This window comes from Corynebacterium glyciniphilum AJ 3170 (assembly GCF_000626675.1).
GTDB lineage: Bacteria > Actinomycetota > Actinomycetes > Mycobacteriales > Mycobacteriaceae > Corynebacterium > Corynebacterium glyciniphilum.
Map to the genome: position 1 here is coordinate 2,728,987 of NZ_CP006842.1, position 24,889 is coordinate 2,753,875.

Below are 24,889 nucleotides of genomic sequence, written 5' to 3' on the forward strand. Positions count from 1 at the left end.
GTTGGTTTCTCTCCAGGAAAACCAACAATGCCCCGGGGCCTCAGGAGGTGGCGAGCGAGGACAGTGCCCTCCTGATGGCATTCATAACCAGCTCTCGAAGCTCGCCGGGTGTACGCAGATGGTGTTTGGTGAACCGCAGGACCTCCCATCCGAGATCCCGTAGTGCGAGAAACTGGTCGAAATCAACGTCGGTCTGACTGTGGGAGAGGTGGTGCGCGCCGTCGTAGTACACAGCGATCTTCAACTCGCGGCACCCCAGGTCCGGTAATGTGTGACGCGGCCAGCTACCGGGAGCCCCCGGTTCCAGGTCGACCCTCGTCTGTGACGTCCAGGAGTACGGTGCAGGCAAGAGGTCACGAACCATCAACCGCATCACGGTCTCCATCGGTGACTGGGCACCGTCGTCAGCGATGTCGAGCAGTGGTGCCAGCTCTTTCCGGTTGACCAGGCCCGCCGATGCCTCGAGAATCTCGGCACGCGTGATCCAGGTGCACTGGGCGAAAGCGTCGATAAACTGCACAGCCCGGACCTCCTTCCGTGTCATACCGGGCACATCATGGACCCACCACTCGTGACGCGACGTGAGAATCGTCCACAGACACTGTGCGGCGGCGACAGGCGGGGTCACCACTCTCAAGTTCGGGTAGCCGACGACAGGGGAGGTAACCTCCACGTTCTCCGGCAACGGTTGAATGACCGGGTACATGGGTACCCGCGCAGCCTCAGCGGTCACCGCGGATCTCCGGTGTTTGTTCCCGCTGAGCAGCACAACCGGCGCGTGGTCCGCCCAGTCCGGTCGCAGCCCGTGAGCTGCCGCAGCGCCCCACCCACCGAGCACGGCGTCCGGTCGGAGCAGATGATGTGCCAGAGCGCGGACCATGACGTCGCTTCCGAAGCCGCCGAAAGAGTCCGGGTCATGACCGTCTTCTGGCATGGGTACCACCACGTTGAACGCCACCTGCACGTAGCGGTGTCTAAGTTTCCAGTCGCTGACGGTGCCCGACGCCCGTAACTCGGACCTGATCTGTGGTGTAACCGTGGGCATGACCCGACGCGTGTACGTCGGCCCTCTGCCGCGCGGTCGTGCAGTATTCCCCATGACGTGGCCTCTCCCCCTGTGCGCTCCCCGCGTACTCCGTGAGCACGCAGTACACCACCCATCGGCGCATCCGTCCAGCTTCCCCCCACGCAGCCGGTGCCCCTGTGAAGAACTTCCACCCGACGTTGGACGAGCAGTCCACAGGCCCCCGCAGCATTGTTGGTTTCTCTCCAAGAAAACCAACAATGCCCCGGGGGCACGGGAAACGCCGCTCTCACGCCTGGCAGACCGGGCACCACCAGATGACCCGCTCCAGTTCGCCGTCGTCGCCACCGGCATCCACCCCACCCAGGAACCCCTTGTGAATCGCGGTACCACAGCGACGACAGGGTTTCGCCGCCCGGCCGAAAACATAGTTACCCATGCCGGGACGTCGGTCGCCGGTGAAGAGCCGTCGGGGTTCGCGGCGGTTCTCCCACATCACTTTCCGGGAGAGGTCGAGCAGATGGGCGGCCGTGGCTTCTGCCTCCGGACCGCTACCGACCGGATGACGCGGGTCCACACCTCCGAGGAAACAGATCTCCGCCCGGTATTCATTGCCGATCCCGGCGACATTGCGCTGGTCCAGCAGTGCCGCCCCGATGCTACGGTCAGGGCGCGCGAGGATTCTCCCCAGTGCTTCATCACGTCCGAAGACCGCGTTCTCCCAGTCCGAGGCAAGGATGTCCGGTCCTAGATGACCCACGACCTGGTCATAGTCGTCCCGATCGAAGAGCCGAACGAAGCCGAGGCTGTGTCCGACGGTCTCGATCTCCGCCCCTCCCGCATGCTGTGGAGACAGTCGCAGGACGACCCGCGCAGTGTGGCCGGGTCTGCGCCACCGGGATCCCGCGGCGTGGACGGACCAGACCCCTTCCATTTTCAGGTGGGTGTGCAGGATGCGTCCACCGAAATCCATGAAGAGGTGTTTGCCGTAGGGCCAGACCCGGACTGCCTGGCGGCCGGTGAGGTCCTCGGTGGCGAACCGGGGCACACGGATATCCGAGCGGGTCACGGTCCGGCCGGTCATCCACTGCATGCGGTCGGACAGCTGGAGTACGGAATCGCCTTCAGGCACCTACATCCCCCTCTCTCTTTCCTCGTGTGACGGTACGGGCCAGGGTACGCCCGGCGGCCCTGTAGACCGGACGGGCGAAAGACAGTCGAGAAAACCTCCGATCCGGTATCACCGCACGATCAGCCCCTTCGGTGTCAGGCGTGCCCCGGCCTCCGTCCACATGCTCGTGGCGACACCCATCACGTCCATACCGTTGATACGCTCCACCGTGACCGGGGACAGCCGTCCGGCCTGCACCGCGTCCGAGAGAACCGCGACAACGGCGGCCACGTCCCCCGGGTCCGGTGACGCCGGCCCGTCGGACAGTGTCGGCCTGGTGAAGACCGTGACGGTCCTGCCACCGCGGGTCAGGTGAGCCAGGAGCCGTCCCTCACGCAGGACGACCAGGGCACCGGCACCGCGGGTGGGTCGCGATGCATCCTCAGTAGGAAGTTCGGGCCAGGGCACGGCCGCACCGTAGGGGTTTGCGGGGTCCGACGCCGCCAACAGCACCGGCGATGTCGCCGCCTCCGCCCCGGCACCGGTACTTTCCTCGACACGGCGCAGCTGGTCGATGATCTCGCGGGAGGCGAACTGCGCACCGCCGAGTCCGTCGACAATGTAGCCGCGCAGGACGGTGCCGTTGTCCTCCCACGCGGTCAACATGCGGTAGGCGGCGGCGAATCCGCCCTCGGTGTGCTCCGACATCACCGAACCCCGGGTGACCACCGCGTACCGGTCCAGCCATGCTTCACCGGTGGCGATCGCACGGTCCGTCGCGGCGCCGGCCTTCTCCGGCACCTGCGACCAGCGGCCGGGAACGCCTGAGTGTGCGTTCATCGCCGCCCGGCGGGACCGCACCTCTTCGGACGCGACGGTTTGTGCGAAGGTGCTCCGCCCCATCCGGAGTCGCCGGGTAGTGCCCCGCCCCCGGTTCCGGCGAGGGGCTTTATGTGCCCCGGATCCTCGTGAGGAGCCACCGCTTCCGGCGCGGTCGGTGATGCCGGTTCCGGCCAGCCGGGCACGGACCGCGGCGAAGGAGTCGGGCATGAGCTTTCCCGCGTCGAAAAGTTCCCAGATGGCGGAATCGACGACGTCATGACTGTGCAGGTGCTGTGCCTGCGACGTCTCGTCGGTAGACAGTCCCCGCTCGATCTCGGAGGCAAGAAACGCCCCTCCGCCACTGACCCGGTCACGCACCAGCGCCGCCACGGACCCCAACGCATTCTGGTCCTCACCATCTTCCACCCCGTCCATTCCTTCTACGAGCAGGGGTGCGAGGTCGGCGGGCAGCAACATGATCCGAGGGTCGGTCGCCGAGGTTGCCCCCGCTCCGATGACGAGGATCTCCCCGGAGGCGACGAGATCATCCAGGTCGTTCGTCCGGTAGCCGGGGATCCGCGCGGGGAGCACGACGGTTTCCCAGGCACTTGCAGGGAGGGCGACTCCGGCAAGCTGTTCGATGACGCCGGACAGATCCTCTCGCTCGCCGGCGCCGAGACCGTGCCAGTCCGCCAGCACCGCGGCGTAGGTCTGCACACTCACGGGTTCGAGGGCTCCGCGGGCCTTCGCCAGTGTGGCTGCACGAAGCCGACGCAGAACACCCGCGTCGACATACTGATCCTCATGTGACTCCAGCCGTCGCCCGCTGACCCAGCGTTTCGCCAGCGAGTCCGCGGTGGCCACGCCCAGGCCGAACTCGGTAGCGACATCGGCGGCGGTGAACGGCCCGTGGGTCCGCGCCCATCGCAGGACGAGCTGGTCGACGGCGTCGGAGACGGTGTCCCTCGCTGCGGGGACCCCGGGGGGCACCGGGATCCCCAGACCGTCGCGCAGCAGGGTGATGTCCTCGACAACGGCCCAGCGCAGTACACCACCGACCTTCACTTCACAGATCCGTCGCGGGATCATGGTCTGCACCTCCGGCAGAACGATTCCCTGCGGGTCCTCGGTCCGTCGCGCAACCTCTGCGGGAGCAAGCGGCCCCAGTGCACGGAGCATGTCCACCACCTGTTCGGCGCTGCGGGCGCGCCGTCCCTCAGAAAGCCATTGCAGTGACTCCACGACCTCGGCGACCACATCCGGGTCCAGCACAAGGCCCTCACCCCTGGCACCGAGAACAGCGGCGAGCAGAGCCGGGTCCACCGTCAATGCCGCCGCCCGCTCAGCGGAGTCCCCTTCGTACAGGAACGCTCCGGTGTAGCTGAACAGCAGGGACTCAGCGAAGGGCGAGGGGGTGTCGGTGCTGATCTCGGCGACGCGCATCGACCTGGTGCCCACGGCAGCGACGACCTTTTCCAGGGCGGGGAGGTCGTAGACGTCACGCAGGCACTCGCGCATGGTCTCCACCATGATCGGGAATTCGGGGTGCGGTCGCGCCACGTCGAGCAGTTGGGCGGCGCGTTGACGCTGCTGCCACAACGGCTGGCGTTTCCCGGGGTTACGCCGCGGAAGCAGCAGTGCCCGCGCCGCGCATTCGCGGAAGCGTCCGGCGAACAGCGCCGAGGAACCCACCGACTCCGTCACCTCGGCGACGACCGGTGCGGTGTCAGCACCGGACCTATCGCCGGTGAGCAGCTCCGCCCCGGGGGCCTCCTCGGTGTAGGGCAGACGTAGGACGATGCCATCATCCCCGGCGACAGCCATGGCGTCGATACCGGACCTCCGGGACAGGGACGCCCCGATCGCCAACGCCCACGGCGCATTCACCGACCGTCCCCAGGGGGTGTGCACGACAACCCGCCAGTCCCCGACCTCGTCGTGGAAACGTTCGATGAGAATCGTGCGCTCATCAGGGACGACCTGAGTGGCCTCACGTTGTCCGGAGTAGAAGGCGTCGAGGTTCTGTCGGGTGTTGTCGTCGAGGAAGTCGGCTCCCCTGAGATCCCCGGCGCCGCCACCTCCCCATGCCCGGCGTGCCGCCCCGATCACCGGGGCAAGTTCGGCGGGACGCCCCTCGGCGTCACCGACCCAGAACGGCAACCGCCCGGTGTGCCCGGCTGCCGGAGTGACAATGACCTGGTCACGGGTGATCTCTGCGATCCTCCACGACGATGCCCCGAGGGTGAAGACGTCCCCCACCCGTGACTCGTAGACCATCTCCTCGTCGAGTTCACCGACACGGCGTCCCCCGGCATTCTCACCGTCAGCCGGGAGGAAGACGCCGAACAGTCCGCGGTCGGGAATCGTGCCTCCGGATGTCACCGCGGTGCGCTGTGCTCCGGGGCGGGCCTCGAAACGGCCGGTGGAGGCATCGTAGATGACCTTCGGACGGAGCTCGGCAAAATCTGTCGACGGGTAGCGCCCGCTCACGAGCTCGACGACACCGTCGAAGGCTTCGCGCGGCAGCGCCGCATACGGGTGGGCGCGCCGGACGGTACGGAACCAGTCCTCGACATCCACCGTGCTTTCGCCATCCCCGCCTCCGGCCGCGAACTGCGCCGCCACCGCGACGGTCTGCTGGGCGAGCACGTCCAGCGCATTGGACACCACCTGCAGGGGTTCGAGGTCACCGGCGAGCATCCGGTCGACGATCACGGTCGCCGCCTCCGCATCCTGGCGGTGCAGCGGGTAGATCGTCGCCCGGGAGACCGCCCCGACGGAGTGCCCGGCGCGCCCGCAGCGCTGTACCGCCGAGGAGACGCTCGGCGGGGCCCCGACCTGGATGACGTGGTCAACCAGCCCCATGTCGATCCCGAGTTCCAACGACGACGTCGCCACCACACAACGCAGGGAACCGTCCTTCAACGCCGCTTCGATGTCTGCGCGTTCGTCTTTGGACACCGAGCCGTGATGCGCGCGGGCGATGACCTGTGGCGCGGCCGGAACCGCACCGGACTGCGCCATCAGCTGTGCCGGGTCACGACGGGTCGGAGCAGCCAGTGACCCGGGGTCATGTTCTTCAGCCCACATCTCGTTGAGGGCACCGGTAAGGCGCTCGGCAGTGCGCCGGGCGTTGACGAACACCAGCGTGGAACGGTTGTCCATCACCTGCTCGTAGATTGCCCGCTGCACATGCGGCCAGACGGACTTCTGCTGTGGCAACGCCGATTCCCGGTCCACACCGGAGGCGACCCGGCTGCCGCTGCCGACATCGGTGACCCCGCCGATCCCCTCGCCGATCAGGGAGGGGCCGAGCAGTGCCTCGTCGACAGGAGTGCTCGCGTCACGTCCTGTGTCTTCTCCGTCTTCTTCTGCCGCAGCCGACACGTCCTCCACCGCAGGGGGGTCCTGGAAATCCTCGACCACACTGCGCACGCGGACGTCCCACAGTTTCTGTGCGGGAGGGTTGACCACCGTCACCGGACGGTCACCGCCGAGGAATGCGGCGACGGTGTCGACCGGATTCACCGTGGCCGACAGGCCGATGCGCTGGACGCCGGTGTCACTGAGCTGTTCCAGCCGTTCCAGGCTGAGCGCCAGGTGGGTGCCCCGCTTCGTGCCTGCGACCGCGTGCACCTCGTCGATGATCACCGTGTCCACGTCCCGCAATGTGCCTGCGGCTTTCGAGGTGAGCATGAGGTACAACGACTCCGGCGTGGTGATCAGTACATCCGGCGGGGTCCGCAGCAGTTTCGCCCGCTCGGCCTGGGGAGTGTCCCCCGAGCGCACTCCGACACGCACCGGAGCGATGTCCGTGCCCGTGGCCGCCGCGGTCCGGGCGATCCCGGCCAGAGGGACCTGCAGGTTGCGTTCCACATCCACACCAAGCGCCTTCAGTGGTGAAATGTAGAGCACCCGGGTACCGGTGTTCCGGTCTTGCCGCTCCTTCATCAACCCTTCCGAACTGAGCCGCGACAAGGCCCAGAGGAACGCCGCCAACGTCTTACCCGACCCGGTGGGGGCGACGACGAGCGCGTTGTCGCCCCGGCTGATCGCATCCCACGCCCGGGACTGCACCACCGTCGGCTCGGTGAAGACCTCCCGGAACCAGGAGGCCACCGGCGTCGAGAAACGGTCAAGGGGATCGGTCATGCCCACCAGTCAACCACGCGTGCCGGACATGAAACTTCCGCACTATGTTGTACTGGACACGGACCTGCGTCCTATCTCCGACTACACTAGGGCGCCATGACGCGCTTCATCGACGACGAGACCCTTGCCGGTCGCCTTGCCCAGGGCACCGGAGAGATCCTCAAGGGGGTCCGCAACGTCGGGCTGCTCCGAGGCGGGGACCTGGGGGCGGCCGGTGACGCCATCGCCCAGGACTGGATCGCCCGGTCTCTGGCGCTGCACCGTCCCGAGGACGCCGTGCTTTCCGAGGAAGCGACCGACGACCTCACCAGGCTCGGCCAGGACCGTGTCTGGATCATCGACCCACTCGACGGAACCCGCGAATACGCCGGCGTCCGCCAAGACTGGGCGGTGCACATCGCCCTGGCCGTCCAAGGCCGCGTGACCGTCGCCGCCGTCGGGATGCCCGATCTGGGCCAGGTGTTCACCTCCGCAGAATCCCGCGCCGTCGCCGGGGCGCCGACGAACAGATTCGTGATCTCCAGGAACAGCACCCCGGAGGTGGCCCCCCATGTCGCGGAAGCTCTCGGCGCAGAGTTGACGACGATGGGCTCCTGCGGTGCTAAAGCCATCAGCGTGCTGCTGGGCGACAACGACGCCTACATCCACGCCGGCGGACAGTATGAATGGGACAACGCCGCCCCTGTAGGTGTGTGCCAGGCAGCGGGTCTGCACTGCAGCCGCCTCGACGGATCCCCCCTGATCTACAACAACGAGGACACTTACCTCCCGGATCTTCTGATCTGCCGCTCTGACATCGCGGACGATATCCTTGCCGCGGCCGCGGAGTTCTCCGCGCAGCACGGTTCATACACCACCGTGTAGCGCCTCCGTCATTAGAATCGGTGCGATGAACATCCTGCGCACCACCCGCGGTCACAAGGACCGGACGAACTCCCCCTCTCTGGCCGCATACGGTGGTCTCGCCGTCGCAGGCACCGCAGGTCTGGCAGCAGCGGCCGCGCTTCCTGCGCTCACCGCGGATCTCATCCAGCGCCGCGGACGCAGAGAACGTACCGCACCGCGTCCCGGCACGTTCTCGACCACCGTCGGCGACTCCGAGATGACGGTCTACACCGACGGTCGGACTCTCTACGACGACATGATCGAGGCGATCGACAACGCCCAAGAGATTATCCTCATGCAGAACTACCTGTGGAAGAACGACGAGGGTGGCCTGCGGTTCATCACAGCACTCAACGCCGCGGCTGACCGGGGCGTGAACGTGTACGTGATCTACGACGGATTCGGGAATCTGGTGGTTCCGCGATCGTTCTACCGGAACTTCTCCGACAAGGTGCATGTCGCCCGCCTACCTTTTGTCACCCGCAAACTGTGGACCGCGCCGGTACGCACCACCGGCGTCAACCACTCCAAGATCCTCGTGGTCGATGACGAGACCGGCTTCATCGGCGGCTACAACATCGGATCCCAGTTCGCCGGGCATTGGCGCGACACACACGTCCGGCAGGTCGGGCCGAAGACGTGGGGGCTCCGCAATGCGGTGACCCGGGTCTGGAACGAGAAGTGGCCGGAAGGTGGGGACATCCCCTGGACCGCTCCCGACAGCTGGGATTCCCGGATCCAGGTGGTGGCGAATCTACCGGTGCAGCTGGTCTACCCGCTGAGGAACATGTACCTCACCGCTATCGAACGCGCCCGGGACCATATCTGGATCACCACCCCCTACTTCATTCCGGACCAGCAGATTCTGCAGGCCCTGTACCGGGCTGCGGACCGGGGAGTGGATGTGCGTCTCATGGTGCCCAAGGAGTCCAACCACATGATCGCCGACTGGGTGAGCCGTGGGTTCTACGGCGAACTTCTGGAACACGGCATCACGCTGCACCTTTACGCCGCAACGATGATCCACGCGAAGACGGCCACCATCGACGGGGAGTGGTCCACCGTCGGTACCGCGAACATCGACCGTCTGTCGCTGTCCTTCAACTACGAGACGAATGTCGAGGTCACCGACAAGGATTTCGCAGCGACGATGGAGAAGATCTTCACCGCCGACATCGAACACTGCGAGACGGTGAACTCCACGTCCTGGCGCGATGAGCACCCGTTGGCACGTGTGGCGGAGATCGCCCTGATGCCACTCAGGAAAGTGTTGTGACCCAGGTGGTGGCGGGCGCCGCACGGACTCTATTCTGGAACCCATGAGTCCTACGTCCCCGGTCCCCACTCCTTATGAGGATCTCCTGGCCGAGATCCTCGCTGACGGCACGGCGAAGGGCGACCGTACCGGCACCGGCACCCGTAGCCTGTTCGGCCGTCAGATCCGCTACGACCTCTCCGCCGGCTTTCCCCTGATCACCACGAAGAAGGTCCACCTCAAGTCCGTTGTGGGTGAACTGCTGTGGTTCCTGCGTGGAGACTCGAACGTCGCATGGCTCCATGAGCACGGTGTGAGTATCTGGGACGAGTGGGCAGACGACAACGGCGATCTGGGGCCGATCTACGGCGTTCAGTGGCGCAGCTGGCCCACCCCGGACGGCCACCATGTCGACCAGATCGCTGCCGCTCTCGAGACCCTCACGTCGAACCCGGATTCCCGGCGCAATATCGTCTCCGCATGGAATGTCTCGGAGCTGGATAATATGGCGCTGCCGCCCTGCCACCTGCTGTTCCAGCTCTACGTCGCCGACGGAAAACTCTCATGCCAGCTCTACCAGCGCAGTGCTGACATGTTCCTCGGCGTGCCGTTCAACATCGCCAGCTACTCGATTCTCACCCACATGTTCGCCCAACAGGCGGGGCTGGAGGTCGGTGAGTTCATCTGGACCGGCGGCGACTGCCACATCTACGACAACCACGTCGATCAGGTACGCCGGCAGCTTGATCGGGAGGCTCGCCCCTACCCGACGCTGTCCCTGACGAAGGCTGCAGACATGTTCAGCTATACCTTCGACGACATTTCCGTGGACGGTTACGACCCGCACCCGGGTATCAAGGCACCCGTGGCGGTATGACCGAAAACACGGAGAACACGCAGAACACGGAGAGCGCAGAGAACACCATGAGTGACACTACGAGCACCGCCACGAGTGCCGCCCTGTCCCGCCGCGACTTGCACGACGCCGGGCTACCCGACGACATCGAGATCGCCATGATCTGGGCGCAGACCACCGACGGGGTCATCGGCGATGGATCCGACATGCCCTGGTACCTGCCCGAGGATCTCGAACACTTCAAGAACTCCACCGTGGGGGCCCCTGTGGTGATGGGCAGGATTTCCTGGGAGGCCCTGGACCCCCGGTACCGTCCCCTCCCCGGGCGCGACAATGTCGTAATCACCCGGAACTCCTCCTACGATGCCCCCGGCGGGACCGTGTGCGCCTCAATCCCGGAGGCCGTGGTCGCGGCACATCGGATTGCAGCGAAGCAGACCGATGGCACCGTGCCGACAGTATGGATCCTCGGCGGTGGTGAAATCTACCGGCAGTGCCTCCCCGTGGCGGACCGCGTGGTCGTCACCGAAATCGCCTGCGGCGCACCCGAACGGTTCAGCGTGATTGCGCCGGACATGCGTGCGACACTGCAGGACGGCTCCTTCACCGTCTCGGACGGCCCCTGGTTGGATTCTGAAAAAGGTACCGCACTGACCGGTGAAGACCCGCTGCGTTACCGTATCTGCGAATACACAGCCACAACATCCTAGGAGATTGCCTTGTCCGTCACTCTGTACACCACCACCTGGTGCCCTTTCTGCCAGCGCCTCACGGCCGACCTCGATGCCACGGAAACCCCGTACGAGCGCATCGACGTCGAGCAGAACCCTGAGGCCGGTGAGTGGGTGAAGTCCGTCAACGACGGCAACCGGGTTGTCCCGACCGTCAAGTACTCCGACGGCACGTACGCGACCAACCCGCCTGCCGACGACGTGCGGGCGAAGCTGGAGGAACTGGGATAGCCCCCTCCACAGATGCACATATTTTCGGAAGCAGTTGCGTAGGATCTGCTGCGCATCACTGTCGACACCGCTCCGCTTTCCACCCCCGTTAGGCTCCTGCTTAGTTGCATGTCAGGACGACCAGCGGGGGTGCATTGCGTTCAGCACCCAGCGTAGGCCACGTTTTGCCTTGAAATGGTTTCCCGGGGTTCTGTAACTTGACACCCATCCACAGCAATTCTGTGACCATTATCACTAACAAGAAAGGGAGCCGATGTCGACACCCGACCTGCGGCACACACCGTCCCCCGAGGAGTTCGTGGAGGCTCAGAAAAGCCCCGAATTCCAGGAACTCCGAAAGAAACAGCGGGGCTTCGCTTTTCCCGTGACGATCTGCGCCCTGATCTGGTTCGCGGTCTACGTCGTGCTCGCCATGTTCGCACCTGACCTGTTCTCCGGAAAAGTGCTCGGCAACATCAACGTCGGAGTCATCCTGGGCCTGCTCCAGTTCGTGACCACCTTCGCCATTACTTACGCCTACGTGAAGTTCGCTGACCGTGAGATCGAGCCGCGCACATCCGCGTTGCGTGACCGCCTCGAACGCACCGGTGACTTCGCCGAGACCGGCCCCGCCAGGGCATAAGCCCCGTCGACACAGAAGACTCTGAACTGAGAGAAGATATGCAGACACACCTCCTCGCCCAGTCTGACGCGGGCAACCCCATCCTCAATATCGCCATCTTCGTCGGCTTCATCGTGATCACGATGTACATCGTGACCCGTGCCAGCAAGTCCCAGCAGAAGGACTCTGCCAAGGACTTCTATACCGGTGGCGCCAGCTTCTCGGGAACCCAGAACGGCCTCGCGATTGCCGGTGACTACCTCTCGGCGGCGTCCTTCCTGGGCATCGTCGGTGCGATCGCGCTGAACGGTTATGACGGATTCCTCTACTCCATCGGCTTCTTTGTCGCCTGGGTCGTCGCCATGCTGCTCGTCGCCGAACCGCTGCGTAACACCGGCAAGTTCACCATGGCGGATGTACTGTCTTTCCGTCTGAAGCAGCGTCCGGTCCGACTTGCAGCCTCCTTCGCGACACTGTTCGTCTCGCTGTTCTACCTGATCGCCCAGATGGCCGGCGCCGGTTCTCTGGTGTCCGTGCTGCTCGACATCCACGAGAAGCCTGCACAGGCTGCTGTGGTGGCCGTGGTCGGCGTCGTGATGATCGCCTACGTCCTCATCGGCGGCATGAAGGGCACCACCTACGTCCAGATGATCAAGGCCGTGCTGCTGTGTGCCGGCGTGTTCATCATGGCGGTGATCATCCTGGTGATGGTCAAGGGGAACTTCTCCGAACTGCTGCAGATGGCAGTCGACAGCCATGCTGATGCGGGCACCGCGAACCCTGAAGCCATCCTGGAACCCGGCATGCAGTACGGCGGTTCTCTCATGGGCCAGCTGGACTTCATCTCCCTGGCCATGGCACTGTGCCTCGGTGTCGCCGGTCTGCCCCACGTCCTGATGCGTTTCTACACGGTGCCCACCGCCCGTGAGGCCCGCAAGTCCGTGACCTGGGCCATCGTGCTGATCGGCGGGTTCTACCTGCTGACCTTGATCCTGGGCTACGCCGCCGCCGCCTACGTCGGTGTCGACAACATCAGGAACGCACCGGGTGGCGCGAACGCCGCGGCACCGCTGCTGGCACTCGAACTCGGTGGGTCGATCTTCATGGCTCTGATCTCGGCGGTGGCGTTCGCTACCGTCCTCGCCGTAGTCGCCGGCCTGGCGATCACCGCCTCTGCCTCTGTCGCCCACGACTTCTACGATGCTGTGCTCCGCGGCGGAAAGTCCACCGAAGCCGAACAGGTCCGGGTCTCGAAGATCACCGTGGTCGTCATCGGCATCGCCTCGATCATCCTGGGCATTCTGGCCATGGACCAGAACGTGGCCTTCCTGGTCTCCCTGGCCTTCTGCATCGCCGCCTCCGCCAACCTGCCGACCATCCTGTACTCCCTGTACTGGAAGCGCTTCAACACCACCGGTGCTGTCTCTTCCATCTACGTGGGTCTGATCTCTTCGCTGGTCATCCTGTTCTTCTCCAACTCTGTTTCCGGCACCGAGACGGCAATGTTCAACACCTCCGACTGGTCGCTGCTTGACCTCACCAACCCGGCCATCATCTCCATCCCGCTCGGCTTCCTGGCCGGCATTGTCGGCACCTACCTTGGCAAGCCGGACAACAAGGACGCACTGCAGGCCGAGATGGAAGTCCGCTCCCTCACCGGCGTCGGTGTCGAGGCTCCGGTCGACCACTAGGCCGCCAGGCCTTCCAGCGACTCCACCCCTTTCCCACCACACCGCCACACCACACCCACTGCCCGCCCCCTTCCACCTCACCACGGTGGAAGGGGGCGGTGGCGTTCCTGCACACAAAAATCGACCGGTACTCTCAGCACCATGACTGACGCCCTCGTCTCTTTCGCGTGGATCGCCGCTGCCGGGCTCCTTGCTCCGGTCCTGGCTTTTCTCACCGGCAAGCGCGTCCCCGCCGTTGTCTTCCTACTCGTGCTCGGCCTGGTGATCGGGCCTTTCGGAGGTGAGCTCGCCAGCAACGGTGAGGCCGTCGACCTGATGCGCGAACTCGGTCTGGGCCTCCTGTTCCTTCTTGCCGGCATGGAGATCAACCCGTCCACGCTGAAGTCCCGGCAAGGCGGCCACGCCCTGTCCACGTGGGTTCTGTGCCTCGTCTTGAGCTTCGGCGGGGCCATGCTGCTGACCTCAGGGGATGCCGGGGTGTCCATCGTGCTGGGGATCGCGCTGACCTCCACTGCTCTGGGAACGCTGATGCCGATCCTCAAGCAGAACAGTCTGAGCAGCACCCCGATCGGTGACAGTGTGATGATCCACGGTGCCATCGGCGAACTCGCCCCGGTGATCGCCATGGCGGTACTGCTGTCCACCCGGACGACGTGGGCCAGCGCCGCCGTGCTCGCCGCATTCTTCGTCGTCGCTATCGTCGTGGCACTGGTCCCCCGGACCGTCCGGACACTGACGCCCTGGATCGGTTGGGCGATCCGGGACGGTGCCGGCTCAACCAACCAGACCGTGATCCGGTCAGTAGTCCTGATGCTCGCCGTCCTCATGGCCGTCGCCGCCGTCTTCGACCTCGATGTCGTGCTCGGCGCGTTCGCGACCGGCATCATCCTTCATCAGATCGTGCCGGATGCCTACCGCCCCGGGCTGGAGGAGCAGATGGAGACAATCGGCTACGGAGTCTTCATTCCGGTGTTCTTCGTGACATCCGGCATGGCAATCGACACCGGCGTGATCGCCGACCGCCCGTGGTTCGTGCTCGCCGTCGTTCCGATCATCTTCCTCACCCGTGGGATGCCGATTTTCCTACGCGAGTTGTGGACCGACACCGGCTCGGAGCTTGAAGGGTGGCGGGAGAAGCTCGAGATGTCGCTGTACTCGGCCACAGGCTTGCCCATCATCGTCGCCGTCACCGGTGTGGCTACCGCGTCGGGCATTATCGGGCAGGAGGAAGCATCCCTGCTGGTCGCTGGAGGAGCGCTGACCGTGCTGATCTTCCCCCTGATTGCACCCGCAGTCGGGACGCCCCGGCGGAAGGACACCACGTCAACTCCGGAACCTGCTTGACGGTAGCCGGCTCTGACAGTCGCCCGGCAGACACAGGCACCGCGTTCCCCGTCGAGTGCACCGACGCGCTACACTATTGCGGTGCGCCCCAGTAGCTCAGGGGATAGAGCACCGCTCTCCTAAAGCGGGTGTCGCAGGTTCGAATCCTGCCTGGGGCACAGATCCTCGAAACGACCGGTCATGGCATATCTGCGTGACCGGTCTTTCTCGTCCTGCCCGGCCACCAGATCCGGTCGCCAAGTATGTGGGTCAACGCCGGCACCAGGAATGACCGCACCAGGAAGGTGTCGATCAGCACTCCCAGCGAGATAATGACCGCAAGCTGCACCAGGAACTGGATAGGGATGACCAGCAGTGCCGCAAACGTAGCGGCCAGTACGATGCCTGCACTGGTGATCACGCCACCGGTACTGACCAAGCCTCGGCTGACGCCGGCGGTGGTCCCGTGCGCCATGGATTCCTCCCGTACGCGGGTCATCAGGAAGATGTTGTAGTCGATCGCCAACGCTACCAGGAACACGAAGGCGTACAACGGTACGGAAGGATCCGAACCGCTGAAGCCGATGAGCGCGAAGATCGCCGCGCCGACCCCCAGGGCCGTACCGAAACTGAGCACCGTGGTCGCCAGCAGCACGAGCGGTGCGACCACCGCCCGCAGCAGCAGCGCGAGCATGACGGTAATGACCAGCAGCACAATCGGAATGATCACGGTACGGTCGGCGACCGACGTCTCCTTGGTATCCAGTTCAGTGGCTGTCGTCCCACCGACCATCGCGCCGAGGTCTGCCACCTCGTCCCGCATGTCCTGGACCGTGTCCTCCGCCGCGTCCGAGTACGGGGAGTTCGTGAGGGTGACCTCCAACAGCACCCGGCCGTCGACCACCGACGGACCGTTCCCTGCGGCTTCTTCGACGGACTGCACTCCGCCCAGTGCCGCGACCGTTGTTGCGACAGCGTCGCCGTTCTCTGCAGGCGCGAGGACGTAGGTGGGGGCACCCGCTCCCGCCGGGAAGTGCCGGTCGAGGACGTCCTGCCCGTCCCGTGCATCGCTCTGCCCGATCACGTAGTCACTGGTGGGCACGCCGTCGGCGTCGAGAGTGAACAGTCCCGCACAGCCGACAAGGAGAAGAAGGCCTACGCCAACCGCAATGCGGCGGGGCGCACGCCCGACAAGATCGGCGACACGTGCCCAGATCCCGTCACGGGCTGGAAGCACATCATCCGGATCCGCCGTCGACGGACGGGGAACTCTGGGCCAGAAGACCCTTCTGCCCAGCAGTGCGAGGACAGCGGGCAGGAAGGTGAGGGAGGTGAAGAATGCTGCGGCAATTCCGACGGCCGCCACCGGCCCGAGCCCTGCATTCGATGCCAGGTCTGACAGCAGGAGACAGAGCAACCCGGCAATCACCGTGGCCGCCGAGGCCAACACAGGCTGCCAGGTGCCGCGGAGCGCCGCCGTGGTAGCGGACCAGGCGCTGTCATGTCGGCCGAGTTCTTCCCGGTAGCGCGCGGTGTAGAGCAGCCCGTAGTCCGTGGCCGCACCGATGACCAGAATGAACAGGATGCCCTGGATCTGGCCGTTGATCATCACGATCCCGGAACGCGCCAGCGCCACATTGACCAGCACCGCAGCACACAACGCGACCATCGAGCTCAGCAGGACGATCAACGGAAGAAACGGCGAGCGGTACACCAGGACGAGGATGACCAGGACCGCCGCGACAGCGACCAGCAGAAGTAGACCGTCGATCCCGGCAAATGCCTCCGATAAGTCAGCGCTGAATCCTGCAGGCCCCGTGACCTGCGCTTGCAGGTCCGTCGGGAGTTCGGACGCCAGTGTGTCCCGGAGCGCGTCAACGGCGTCCGCCGGTGCCGCCGTTTCAGGTGGAAGCACGATGATCTGCACCGCCTCCCCGTCCTCTGACGGCACGGGAGGACTGACCTCCGTCCCCGTTGCACCGGCAGCACCGGCAGCACTGTCCACAGCTGCAGCGAGCCGGTCGGGGAGATCTCCCAGTCCCGCTGGATCCACAGCCTGACCGTCACCCTCGGCGGTGATCACGACGATCGCCGGTGCTGCCCCAGAATCCTGGAAGTCCTCCAACCGGGCGCTGACCTTCGTCGATTCCGCGGACTCAGGGAGGAACGAGGACTGGTCATTGGTGGCCACTTCACTGATCTCGCCGAACTTCGGCCCTCCCACGGCAGCAACTCCCAGCCACAGGAGAATCAGTAATGCGGGGAGCGCCCGCCTCCAGAAAGAGCTGGAACGGGGGGATGGAGCGTCCGGCATGGTGCACTCTCTTCAGTTGGCGTCATGAGTCACCCAAGAATGCCAGAACTCTCCGCCCATAAATTGATGGTCAAAACCACACCGCGCCGCATCCTGGATACTTTAGACCATGTGGTTTAAAATTGAACCGTGCAGTACGAAAATGAGTCGAATAGCCCATCCTTCATAGAACGTGCTCGCCGGGCCCAGATCCTCGCCGCGGCGGTGGAGGTTGTCGCCAACGAAGGCTTCGGCAAGGCGTCACTGGCAAGGATTGCGCGGCAGGCGGGCATCAGCAAAGGTGTCGTCACCTACCACTTCTCCAACAAGGACGAGATCCTCGAACAGATGGTCACGGACTACTTCAATCGCGGTTGGGAGTTCATGGAACCCCGTATCAACGCGCAGCCCACGGCCGTAGGCCAGGTCAAAGCGTGGGTGAGCTCACAACTGGAATTCTTCACCTCGCACCCCGCGGAGTTCTTCGCCATGGCGGCTGTCATGTCCAATCACCTGAACGACGACGGTTCGTCGCGCTACGACAACGACAACCAGGAAGCCGTCGACGGGCTCGCAGAAATCCTGACGGCGGGCCAACAGGAAGGCCAGCTACGCGACTTCAACCCAGCTCGAGTCGCCAACATCATCTTGCGCAGCATCGACGGAGTTCTCAGCTCGTGGGCCACCACGAGGGGTCGAGATGACGGGACCATGAACCTCACGGCCGACATCGAGGCATTGGAAGACTTCATCACCCACGCCATCGAGAAGGAGTCGTCATGAGAGAAATGAGAGAGCCCGTCCACGGCATCGACCGGAAGGCAATTGGATGGTGGATGCTGCAGACCATCGCGGTCATGGTCCCGGTGTTCCTCGGGATGGCCGCCGTAGGCTGGTTCTTCGAGATTACTCGTCCTTTTCTGCCCTATGCCCTCCTCCTCGCCACTGCATTCCTGCTGACCGGAGTGTTCGTGGAACCGTTCTGGCGGTTCCGGGTACACCGGTGGGAGACCACCGATACCGCGGTCTACGCCCGCACCGGCTGGCTGGTGAGGGAATGGCGTGCAGCACCGCTGTCCCGCGTGCAGACCGTCGACGCTAGCCAGGGCCCGTTGGAACAGGCCCTCGGACTCTCCACTCTGGTCATCACCACCGCCTCTTCGTCCGGGGCAATCAAGATCAACGGTCTGGACAAGGGCACGGCAGACCGGGTGGCACACGAACTCACCGACGTCGCAGAGCTGATTCCGGGTGATGCGACATGACCACCACCCCGAGCACGACACCCTCCGCCACGTCAGCCTGGAGTCGATTGAGCTCGCGGGTGATCTGGGTTGACCTCGCGCGGACCCTCCTCTCGTTGATCCCCGGCGTCATTGCGCTGGCGCTGTCTCAGGGAGCCGCATCATCCGGTGCAGTCTGGCCGCTCGTCGCCATCGCCGGATTCGGCGTTCTCGGAGCGTCCGGCGATGCCCTGCGCTGGTTGTTCACCCATTACCGCATTTCAGATTCACAGGTCGAGCTGCGCACCGGTGTCATCCTCAAACAGCACCGGTCATTGCGTCGCGAACGTATCCGAAGCGTGGACATCGAGGCGAAACTTCACCATCGTCTTTCTGGACTTCGCATGGTCAAAATAGGAGCCGGGCAACAGTCCGCCGCCGGTGAAGCAGCATTTACGTTGGACGCACTGTCCCGTGAGGACGCGGTGAAGCTCCAGTCCTCGCTGCTGGCGATCAGCAACGGTGGCCCGCCCACCTCTCCGGACGGGAACCCAGAATCGCGACCTACGCCCGAGACCGACCCGAAAACACCAGCGATTCCCCACCGCGTCTTCGCTACTTTCAGGCCGGGATGGGTCGTGTACAACATGTTCAATGTGTGGGCCTATGTCATGGCACTCGGCCTCATCGGGGGCACCTGGGGAATACTGTCGATGACTGGGGTGGATCTCTTCGGTATCGTCTCCCGGTCGTACAACTGGGAATCACTCGGATGGGTCGGCGGAACTCTCGTTGTCCTTGTCGGGATGACCTTGCTCGGATGGCTCGGCCTGACACTGAATTTCTTCACTGAGTACTGGAAATTCGAGCTAGCCCGAGTCCCCGGTAAGGACGGTACCCAACTTCGCACCCGGCAAGGCATGTTCACGACACGTGAGGTAAACCGGGACGAGAAGCGGATCCGTGGCGTACAGATCGCAGAGCCCCTGTTCTGGCGGTGGCTGAGGGTCACAGACACCCACGTGATCACCACGGGCCTCGATGTGTGGTCATTGTCCGACCCTGCCGCTATTCTTCCCCGGGTTCACCGCAACGTTGCGCGCCGTACAGCTGCCCACGTTCTGGGTGAAGAGCCTGCTTTGTTCGATGCCGCCGTGCGACCGCATCCTGCCGTCGCCTGGGGGCGGCGGATGTGGTGGGCGACGCTCCCGGCGCTTGCCTTGCTCGGGGCACTCGGAGTCGCCGTGTATACCGGGGTCATTCCCCTGTGGAGTCTGTGGGCGGCACTAATTCCCTGGGGCATAGGCCTCGTGGGGGCGACTGTCGCCTACCGTGCGCTCGGGCACACGGACATCGGCCCGTATCTGCTCATCCGTTCCGGACTATTCACCCGGAGCACTGTCGTGCTGCGCCGTGATGCGATCAGCACGATCGCCGTCAGAGAATCACTCCTGCAGAAATGGCTCGGACTACGCACGGTGACCGTCGCGACCGCCGCGGGTTACGGCGGATACGTCATCCCGGATGTTTCAGCCACGGCGGCCACGGAGCTTGCGGAGCGCTGTGCACCCGGGCTGCTGGAGCAGTTCACCACGGACATCAGAACATCACACCCCTGAGTGCCTCTTCAGCAGGGCTTCGAAATCCCCGTCGGGACGTCCGAAACGGGACGGCACGTCGGACTCCGGGACGTGCTGAGCCGCACCTCCACCCTGCCCCGGACGAGACAGATGCAGGGCCAGTTCCGTCGCAGCCTGCCGAATCCGACCCCGGAGCCCTTCTTCCTCGCCGTACTCACCGGTGGCAACGAACACCCCAGTGGGCAGGACTGTCGCCTGCAGGAAAGACAGCAAGGGACGCATCGCGTAGTCGAGGACCATGGAATGCCGCGGTGTCCCGGCCGTGGCCACCAAGCTCACCGGAACCCCCTGCAGGGCATGCTTGTCGAGCGTGTCAAAGAACATCTTGAACAGTCCCGCGTAACTCCCCTGGAACACCGGGGTGGCGGCGATCAGGGCATCGGCACTCCCGACGAGGAGCCGGGCGTCCTCCAGATCCGGAGTCGGGATCATAGTGGTCATAAATGTCGCCAGATCGCCCGCGAGCGCCCGGAGGTCAAGCACGGTGACCTCCACCGCCTCTCCGGAAGCTGCCACCTCATGTTCGGCGGCATAGGCGACCCGGGTCGCGATGTCCCGTGTGCTGGACGGATTGCTCAGGCCCGCGTTGATGACGACGAGCTTTCGGGTACTCACTGTTGGCTCCTCTCCTTCACGGGTTCAACGTCGTGGAACGGATCATTCATTCCTGCCGCTACGAGGGACTCATGCGTCGGCGGCCCGCTGGGCACATGGGCAGGACGCCGAGCCTCGAGTTCGCGCCGCAGCACGGGAACAACCTCGGTACCAAGGATCTCGATCTGCTCGAGAACGACGTCTTTCGGCAGTCCAGCGTGGTCCACCAGGAACATCTGGCGCTGGTAGTCGCCGACGGCGTCGGCATAGCTGAGGTAGCGTTCAATGACCTGGTCCACCGTTCCGACGGTGAGCGGGGTCATCCGGGTGAAGTCTTCCATGCTCGGGCCGTGCCCGTAGACCGGGGCATTGTCGAAGTACGGACGGAAGAACTCCTTGGCCTTCTTCTCGGTCTCCCCGATGAATACCTGGCCACCCAGACCCACAATCGCCTGGTCCGCAGCTCCGTGCCCGTAATACTCGAATCGTTGCCGGTAGGTGTTCACCATAGTCGCGGTGTGCTCGATATTCCAGAAAATATGGTTGTGGAAGAAGCCGTCACCGTAATAAGCGGCCTGTTCCGCGATCTCCGGCGACCGGATCGAGCCGTGCCACACGAACGGCGGGGTGTCGTCCAGAGGACGGGGCATCGAGGTGAAGTTCTGCAACGGCGTACGGAACTCACCCTTCCACGACACGTCCTCCTGCCTCCACAAGGTGCGGAGCAGATGGTAGTTCTCCACCGCCAACGGAATGCCCTTGCGAATGTCCTTACCGAACCACGGGTACACCGGGCCAGTATTGCCCCGGCCCATCATCACGTCCACGCGCCCACCGGTGAGGTGCTGAACGTAGGCGTAGTCCTCTGCCAGACGCACCGGATCGTTGGTGGTGATCAGCGTCGTAGCGGTGGAGAACCGGATCTTCTCGGTCTGTGCCGCCAGGTACGCCATGAGAATCGGCGGGTTCGCCGGGGCGACGAACGGAGGGTTGTGGTGCTCACCAGTGGCGAAGACATCCAGGCCAACCTCCTCGGCTTTCCTGGCGTACTCCACCGTCGCCGAGATCCGTTCATGCGCATCAGGTGCCCGGCCGGTCGTTGGGTCTGGGGTGAGGTCACCGATGGTGAAGATTCCGAAGTCCATGACCCCATAATCCACCCGAAGTAGATGACATGTCAACTACTTTCGAATGCGACGCCCCTTGACCACCCTGTGCACCACCTCAATCACCAGTGCACCGACAGCTCCGACCACCAGTCCGAGGCACATGAGCTGGGTGTTTCCGGGCTCCAACAGAACCAGTTCGCGCAAGAACGGCACCGTGAACAACAGGACATAACCGACCACACACCCCACCAGGAGCAGGATCTTCCACCACACCAGTGGCCGGGCGACGATGCCCAGCACCCAAAGCCCCATCACGATCAGTGCCAGCAGTACCGCCGTCCCCGCCTCGGCCCGCTCAATTTCCGGAGCATCACCACCGGGGTAGACCGCGATCCACATGGCCACCGCGAATCCCCCGACAAGGACGCCGGACGGCACTGCCAGTGACAGCACACGCCGGAGAAACCCGTCACGCGGACGTTCGTTGTTGGGCGCCAACGCGAGAATGAAAGCGGGGATACCGATCGTGAACCAGCCCGTGATCGTCACGTGGATCGGCTGGAACGGGAACGATATGCCCATCACAGCGACGACCAGTGCCAGCACCACCGAGTAAACCGTCTTGGTCAGGAACAGGTTCGCGACCCGCTCGATGTTGCCGATAACCCGACGTCCCTCCCCCACCACTCTGGGCAGGGCGGAGAACCGGTTGGTCAGCAGGACCAGCTGCGCCACGCTGCGGGTCGCGGGAGCGCCTGCTCCCATGGCCACGCCAATATCCGCTTTCTTGAGAGCGAGGACATCGTTGACACCATCGCCGGTCATCGCCACGGTCCTGCCTGCACGGTGCAGGGATTCCACCATCTGCTGTTTCTGCTCGGGGCGCACCCGCCCGAAGACGTTCGCCCTTGCGACCTCCGCGTCGAAATCCGTCTCGGACAGGTCGTCGAGCGTACGTGCGTCCACGGCAACGAGCTCACGGTCCGTCGCACCGCGCGCCACAGCGGCAACGGAGTCAGGGTTGTCGCCGGAGATAATCTTCAGATCAACGTCCTGGGTATCGAAGAAGTCGAGCGTCTCCCTCGCATCAGGTCGCAACTGCTGACCTAATGTCACTAACACCGGCTCGTCGATCGAGGGAGCTTCGGCCATACCGGAACCACCGTCCGGGCTCTGCAGGGTCCCCTCCACACGGCCGAATGCCAGGACACGCAGTCCGCGGTCGCCAAACTCCTGCGCGGTGGTCGCGGCGGGTCCCTCCGACAGCAGAACGTCGGGTGCGCCGAGAATCCATGCATGACCGGAACACTGCACACCGGAGTACTTCCACTTCGAGTTGAAGGGAATCTCAGCACCGTCGAACGGGTCCGGCGCGTCGTAGGCGGCGAGAATCGCCTCAGCGGTGGAGTTACGGTCCTCCTGGGAGGCCACCAGCCGCCCCAGCGCCTCGCGGAATTCATCCGGGGCCGGGGCTCCGTCGGCGGAGTAGGTCCCGTCGAGCTCCATTTCATTGGTCGTCAGGGTGCCTGTCTTGTCGGTGCACACGGTATTGACCCGGGCCAGCCCCTCGATGGCCACAAGCTCATTGACCAGTGCTTTGTACTGTCCGAGGCGGATCACACCGGCAGCGAAGGCGATCGAGGTCATCAGGACAAGCCCCTCAGGAACCATGGGGACGATCGCCGCGGCCATCGACAGGATTGATTCCCGTACATCGGTTCCTGAGCGCACCAGCTGAGTCCAGATCGTCAACACCCCGGTGGGAATCAACAGCCAGGTGATGACCCGCAGGATGCTGTTGATCCCGCTCATCAGGACCGAGTCAGTGAGCGAGAATTCGCTCGCCTCCGCAGCGAGACGCGCAGCGTAGGCCTCCTCCCCCACTTTCTCCGCACGGAAGACGGCGGTCCCTCCGGTGACGAATGATCCGGACAGCACCTCGTCCCCGGCATTCTTGTGCACGGCATCCGCTTCACCGGTGAGTTGCGACTCGTCGACAGCGAACCCGGAGTCCGCGACGACCACCAACGTCCCGTCGACGACGATTTCGTCTCCGGACTTGAGCACGATGAGGTCGTCGACCACGACCTCGGACTGGTGGACCGTGCGGCGTTCCCCGTCGCGTAGGACGGTCGGCTGGGTCTCCCCCACGATGCGTAGGTTGGCCAGCGTCCGTTTGGCGCGGAGCTCCTGGATCACACCAACCGCCGAGTTTGCGATGATCAGCAGTCCGAATGCTGCGTTGATCCATGATCCGGTAGACAGCACGATCACGCACAGGACGCCGAGGATCGCATTGACCCGGGTAAAGACGTTCGCTCGGATGATCTGCCAGACGCTGCGTCCGGTGCTCCGACCGACGGTGTTCGTCCGCCCGTCAGCGACGCGCTGAGAAACCTCGGCCGAGCTGAGACCGGTGAGCGAGACTCCCGTGGTCCTGGCCATCGTCCCTACCGCCCTTCGAAGATCGGGGCGCGCTTCTCCTCACGGGCCCGGCGCGCTTCCGTGACATCCCTGCTGAGCCAGCAGGCACCACCAAGCCGGTCGATCTCCCCGGCAAGCTCGGAATCCGGGTCAGGATTGTTCATCGCCAGTTTGAAGTAGTGCATCGGCATCGGCGCCTGCCGTGACATGGTGCGGGCGAGCTCCAGGGCATCGTGGGATGGTCCACCCAACATCGCGAACCCGTTTGCCACGGCCATGCTCTGGCCGACCTGCGCACCGGCGATGAGGACATTCCGTGCCACCGAGCCGCCCAACAGTTCCACAGCGCGTTGGACCGTCCACCGGTCCAGGCTGAATCCGTGATGGACGGCGGGCACCCACACCCGCGCTTTCGGACCCATCACTCGTAGGTCGCAGGCAAGGACGAGCTGGCATCCGGCACCGACGGCGGGCCCCTGAACATCGGCGATGATCGGGACCGGAGCCTCAGAGATCGCACGGATCATGCGCTCCAGCCCGCTGAAGAAATCTGTGGCATAGACCCCTCCCTTCAGGTTCGCGCCGGCGCAGAAAGCGGGCCCCTCCGCACGGAGAAGAATGACGCGGACCGGATCGCCAGCGGTGACGAACTCCTCAACGGCATCGGCGACAGCACCGCACACATCTGCGTCCAATGCGTTCCGACGGTCCGGGCGGCACAGCGTGATCACCCCGACTGCGGGGACACTCTCGTCCCGCGCCACCCGGATCCCGTCGTTCACCGGCGCATCCTGTCCCTCTGCCATGCCCTCAACTGCCTCTCACCGTAAAGCGGGTTATCCAGTTTCTCTCCGGTGCCCCATTGTCCCCCAAAGTGCAGACAGTGGTGGGCAGACACCGCATTTGAGGGGGGGGTTCCCGGCA

Annotated in this window: 19 protein-coding genes and 1 tRNA gene; 12 read left to right on the forward strand and 8 right to left on the reverse strand. The window is 64.5% G+C overall.

Annotated elements, in window-relative coordinates; all coding sequences use genetic code 11:
* Positions 1-40: 40 nt before the first annotated feature.
* From CGLY_RS12755 to CGLY_RS12765, 3 genes are all read right to left on the reverse strand, one after another.
* A complete protein-coding gene (locus CGLY_RS12755) occupies positions 41-934 on the reverse strand; it encodes a DUF559 domain-containing protein (RefSeq protein ID WP_227590274.1) in 894 nt (297 codons plus the stop codon).
* 379 nt (positions 935-1,313) lie between these two features.
* Positions 1,314-2,156 carry a DNA-formamidopyrimidine glycosylase family protein gene (locus CGLY_RS12760; RefSeq protein ID WP_038549983.1) on the reverse strand — a complete coding sequence of 281 codons (843 nt, stop codon included), beginning with the start codon at positions 2,154-2,156 and terminating at the stop codon, positions 1,314-1,316.
* A gap of 108 nt (positions 2,157-2,264) precedes the next feature.
* Positions 2,265-7,109, reverse strand: coding sequence for a DEAD/DEAH box helicase (locus CGLY_RS12765; RefSeq protein ID WP_038549985.1), 4,845 nt, complete (start codon positions 7,107-7,109; stop codon positions 2,265-2,267).
* A 96-nt stretch (positions 7,110-7,205) separates the two neighbouring features.
* On the opposite strand from CGLY_RS12765, the gene CGLY_RS12770 reads away from it, so the two are divergent.
* The 9 genes from CGLY_RS12770 (at position 7,206) to CGLY_RS12810 (ending at position 14,861) form a co-directional block, all read left to right on the forward strand.
* On the forward strand, positions 7,206-7,973 hold the full coding sequence (locus CGLY_RS12770; protein WP_038549987.1) for a 3'(2'),5'-bisphosphate nucleotidase CysQ: 768 nt from the start codon (positions 7,206-7,208) through the stop codon (positions 7,971-7,973).
* A gap of 25 nt (positions 7,974-7,998) precedes the next feature.
* Positions 7,999-9,270 carry a phospholipase D-like domain-containing protein gene (locus tag CGLY_RS12775; RefSeq protein ID WP_052540169.1) on the forward strand — a complete coding sequence of 424 codons (1,272 nt, stop codon included), beginning with the start codon at positions 7,999-8,001 and terminating at the stop codon, positions 9,268-9,270.
* 43 nt (positions 9,271-9,313) lie between these two features.
* Positions 9,314-10,126, forward strand: coding sequence for a thymidylate synthase (locus tag CGLY_RS12780; protein WP_038549989.1), 813 nt, complete (start codon positions 9,314-9,316; stop codon positions 10,124-10,126).
* A 47-nt stretch (positions 10,127-10,173) separates the two neighbouring features.
* Entirely contained in the window at positions 10,174-10,815 is a 642-nt protein-coding gene (locus tag CGLY_RS12785) for a dihydrofolate reductase (protein WP_052540945.1), read from the forward strand.
* A 3-nt stretch (positions 10,816-10,818) separates the two neighbouring features.
* Entirely contained in the window at positions 10,819-11,067 is a 249-nt protein-coding gene (locus CGLY_RS12790; protein ID WP_038549992.1) for a mycoredoxin, read from the forward strand.
* A 253-nt stretch (positions 11,068-11,320) separates the two neighbouring features.
* On the forward strand, positions 11,321-11,689 hold the full coding sequence (locus CGLY_RS12795; protein WP_038549994.1) for a DUF485 domain-containing protein: 369 nt from the start codon (positions 11,321-11,323) through the stop codon (positions 11,687-11,689).
* Between the two features lie 38 nt (positions 11,690-11,727).
* On the forward strand, positions 11,728-13,359 hold the full coding sequence (locus tag CGLY_RS12800; protein ID WP_038549995.1) for a solute symporter family protein: 1,632 nt from the start codon (positions 11,728-11,730) through the stop codon (positions 13,357-13,359).
* A 141-nt stretch (positions 13,360-13,500) separates the two neighbouring features.
* Complete coding sequence (locus tag CGLY_RS12805; RefSeq protein ID WP_038549996.1) at positions 13,501-14,703, forward strand: cation:proton antiporter; 1,203 nt, start codon at positions 13,501-13,503, stop codon at positions 14,701-14,703.
* A gap of 85 nt (positions 14,704-14,788) precedes the next feature.
* Positions 14,789-14,861: transfer RNA gene (locus CGLY_RS12810), tRNA-Arg, on the forward strand.
* Positions 14,862-14,881: 20 nt separating this feature from the next.
* On the opposite strand, the gene CGLY_RS12815 is transcribed toward CGLY_RS12810, so the two are convergent.
* Entirely contained in the window at positions 14,882-16,996 is a 2,115-nt protein-coding gene (locus tag CGLY_RS12815; RefSeq protein ID WP_038549997.1) for an MMPL family transporter, read from the reverse strand.
* Positions 16,997-17,125: 129 nt separating this feature from the next.
* Here CGLY_RS12815 and CGLY_RS12820 point away from each other — a divergent pair, with 129 nt between their 5' ends.
* Genes CGLY_RS12820 through CGLY_RS12830 form a run of 3 tightly spaced genes read left to right on the forward strand, consistent with a single transcriptional unit; the run spans position 17,126 to position 19,817 of the window.
* Positions 17,126-17,758, forward strand: a complete 633-nt coding sequence (locus tag CGLY_RS12820) for a TetR/AcrR family transcriptional regulator (RefSeq protein WP_038549998.1) — start codon at positions 17,126-17,128, stop codon at positions 17,756-17,758.
* Entirely contained in the window at positions 17,755-18,240 is a 486-nt protein-coding gene (locus tag CGLY_RS12825; protein ID WP_038549999.1) for a PH domain-containing protein, read from the forward strand. The genes CGLY_RS12820 and CGLY_RS12825 overlap by 4 nt, the downstream gene beginning before the upstream one ends.
* A complete protein-coding gene (locus CGLY_RS12830; RefSeq protein ID WP_038550000.1) occupies positions 18,237-19,817 on the forward strand; it encodes a PH domain-containing protein in 1,581 nt (526 codons plus the stop codon). Before CGLY_RS12825 ends, CGLY_RS12830 begins: the two co-directional genes overlap by 4 nt.
* Here the strand turns inward: CGLY_RS12830 and CGLY_RS12835 are convergent.
* Genes CGLY_RS12835 through CGLY_RS12850 form a run of 4 tightly spaced genes read right to left on the reverse strand, consistent with a single transcriptional unit; the run spans position 19,806 to position 24,771 of the window.
* Positions 19,806-20,453, reverse strand: a complete 648-nt coding sequence (locus CGLY_RS12835; protein WP_052540171.1) for a CE1759 family FMN reductase — start codon at positions 20,451-20,453, stop codon at positions 19,806-19,808. The genes CGLY_RS12830 and CGLY_RS12835 overlap by 12 nt on opposite strands.
* A complete protein-coding gene (locus tag CGLY_RS12840; RefSeq protein ID WP_038550002.1) occupies positions 20,450-21,577 on the reverse strand; it encodes an LLM class flavin-dependent oxidoreductase in 1,128 nt (375 codons plus the stop codon). The genes CGLY_RS12835 and CGLY_RS12840 overlap by 4 nt, the downstream gene beginning before the upstream one ends.
* A 36-nt stretch (positions 21,578-21,613) precedes the next feature.
* Positions 21,614-23,986 (reverse strand): HAD-IC family P-type ATPase, encoded by a 2,373-nt coding sequence (locus CGLY_RS12845; protein WP_038550003.1) that lies wholly within the window; start codon positions 23,984-23,986, stop codon positions 21,614-21,616.
* Between the two features lie 5 nt (positions 23,987-23,991).
* On the reverse strand, positions 23,992-24,771 hold the full coding sequence (locus CGLY_RS12850) for an enoyl-CoA hydratase (protein WP_081803926.1): 780 nt from the start codon (positions 24,769-24,771) through the stop codon (positions 23,992-23,994).
* Between the last annotated feature and the right edge of the window lie 118 nt (positions 24,772-24,889).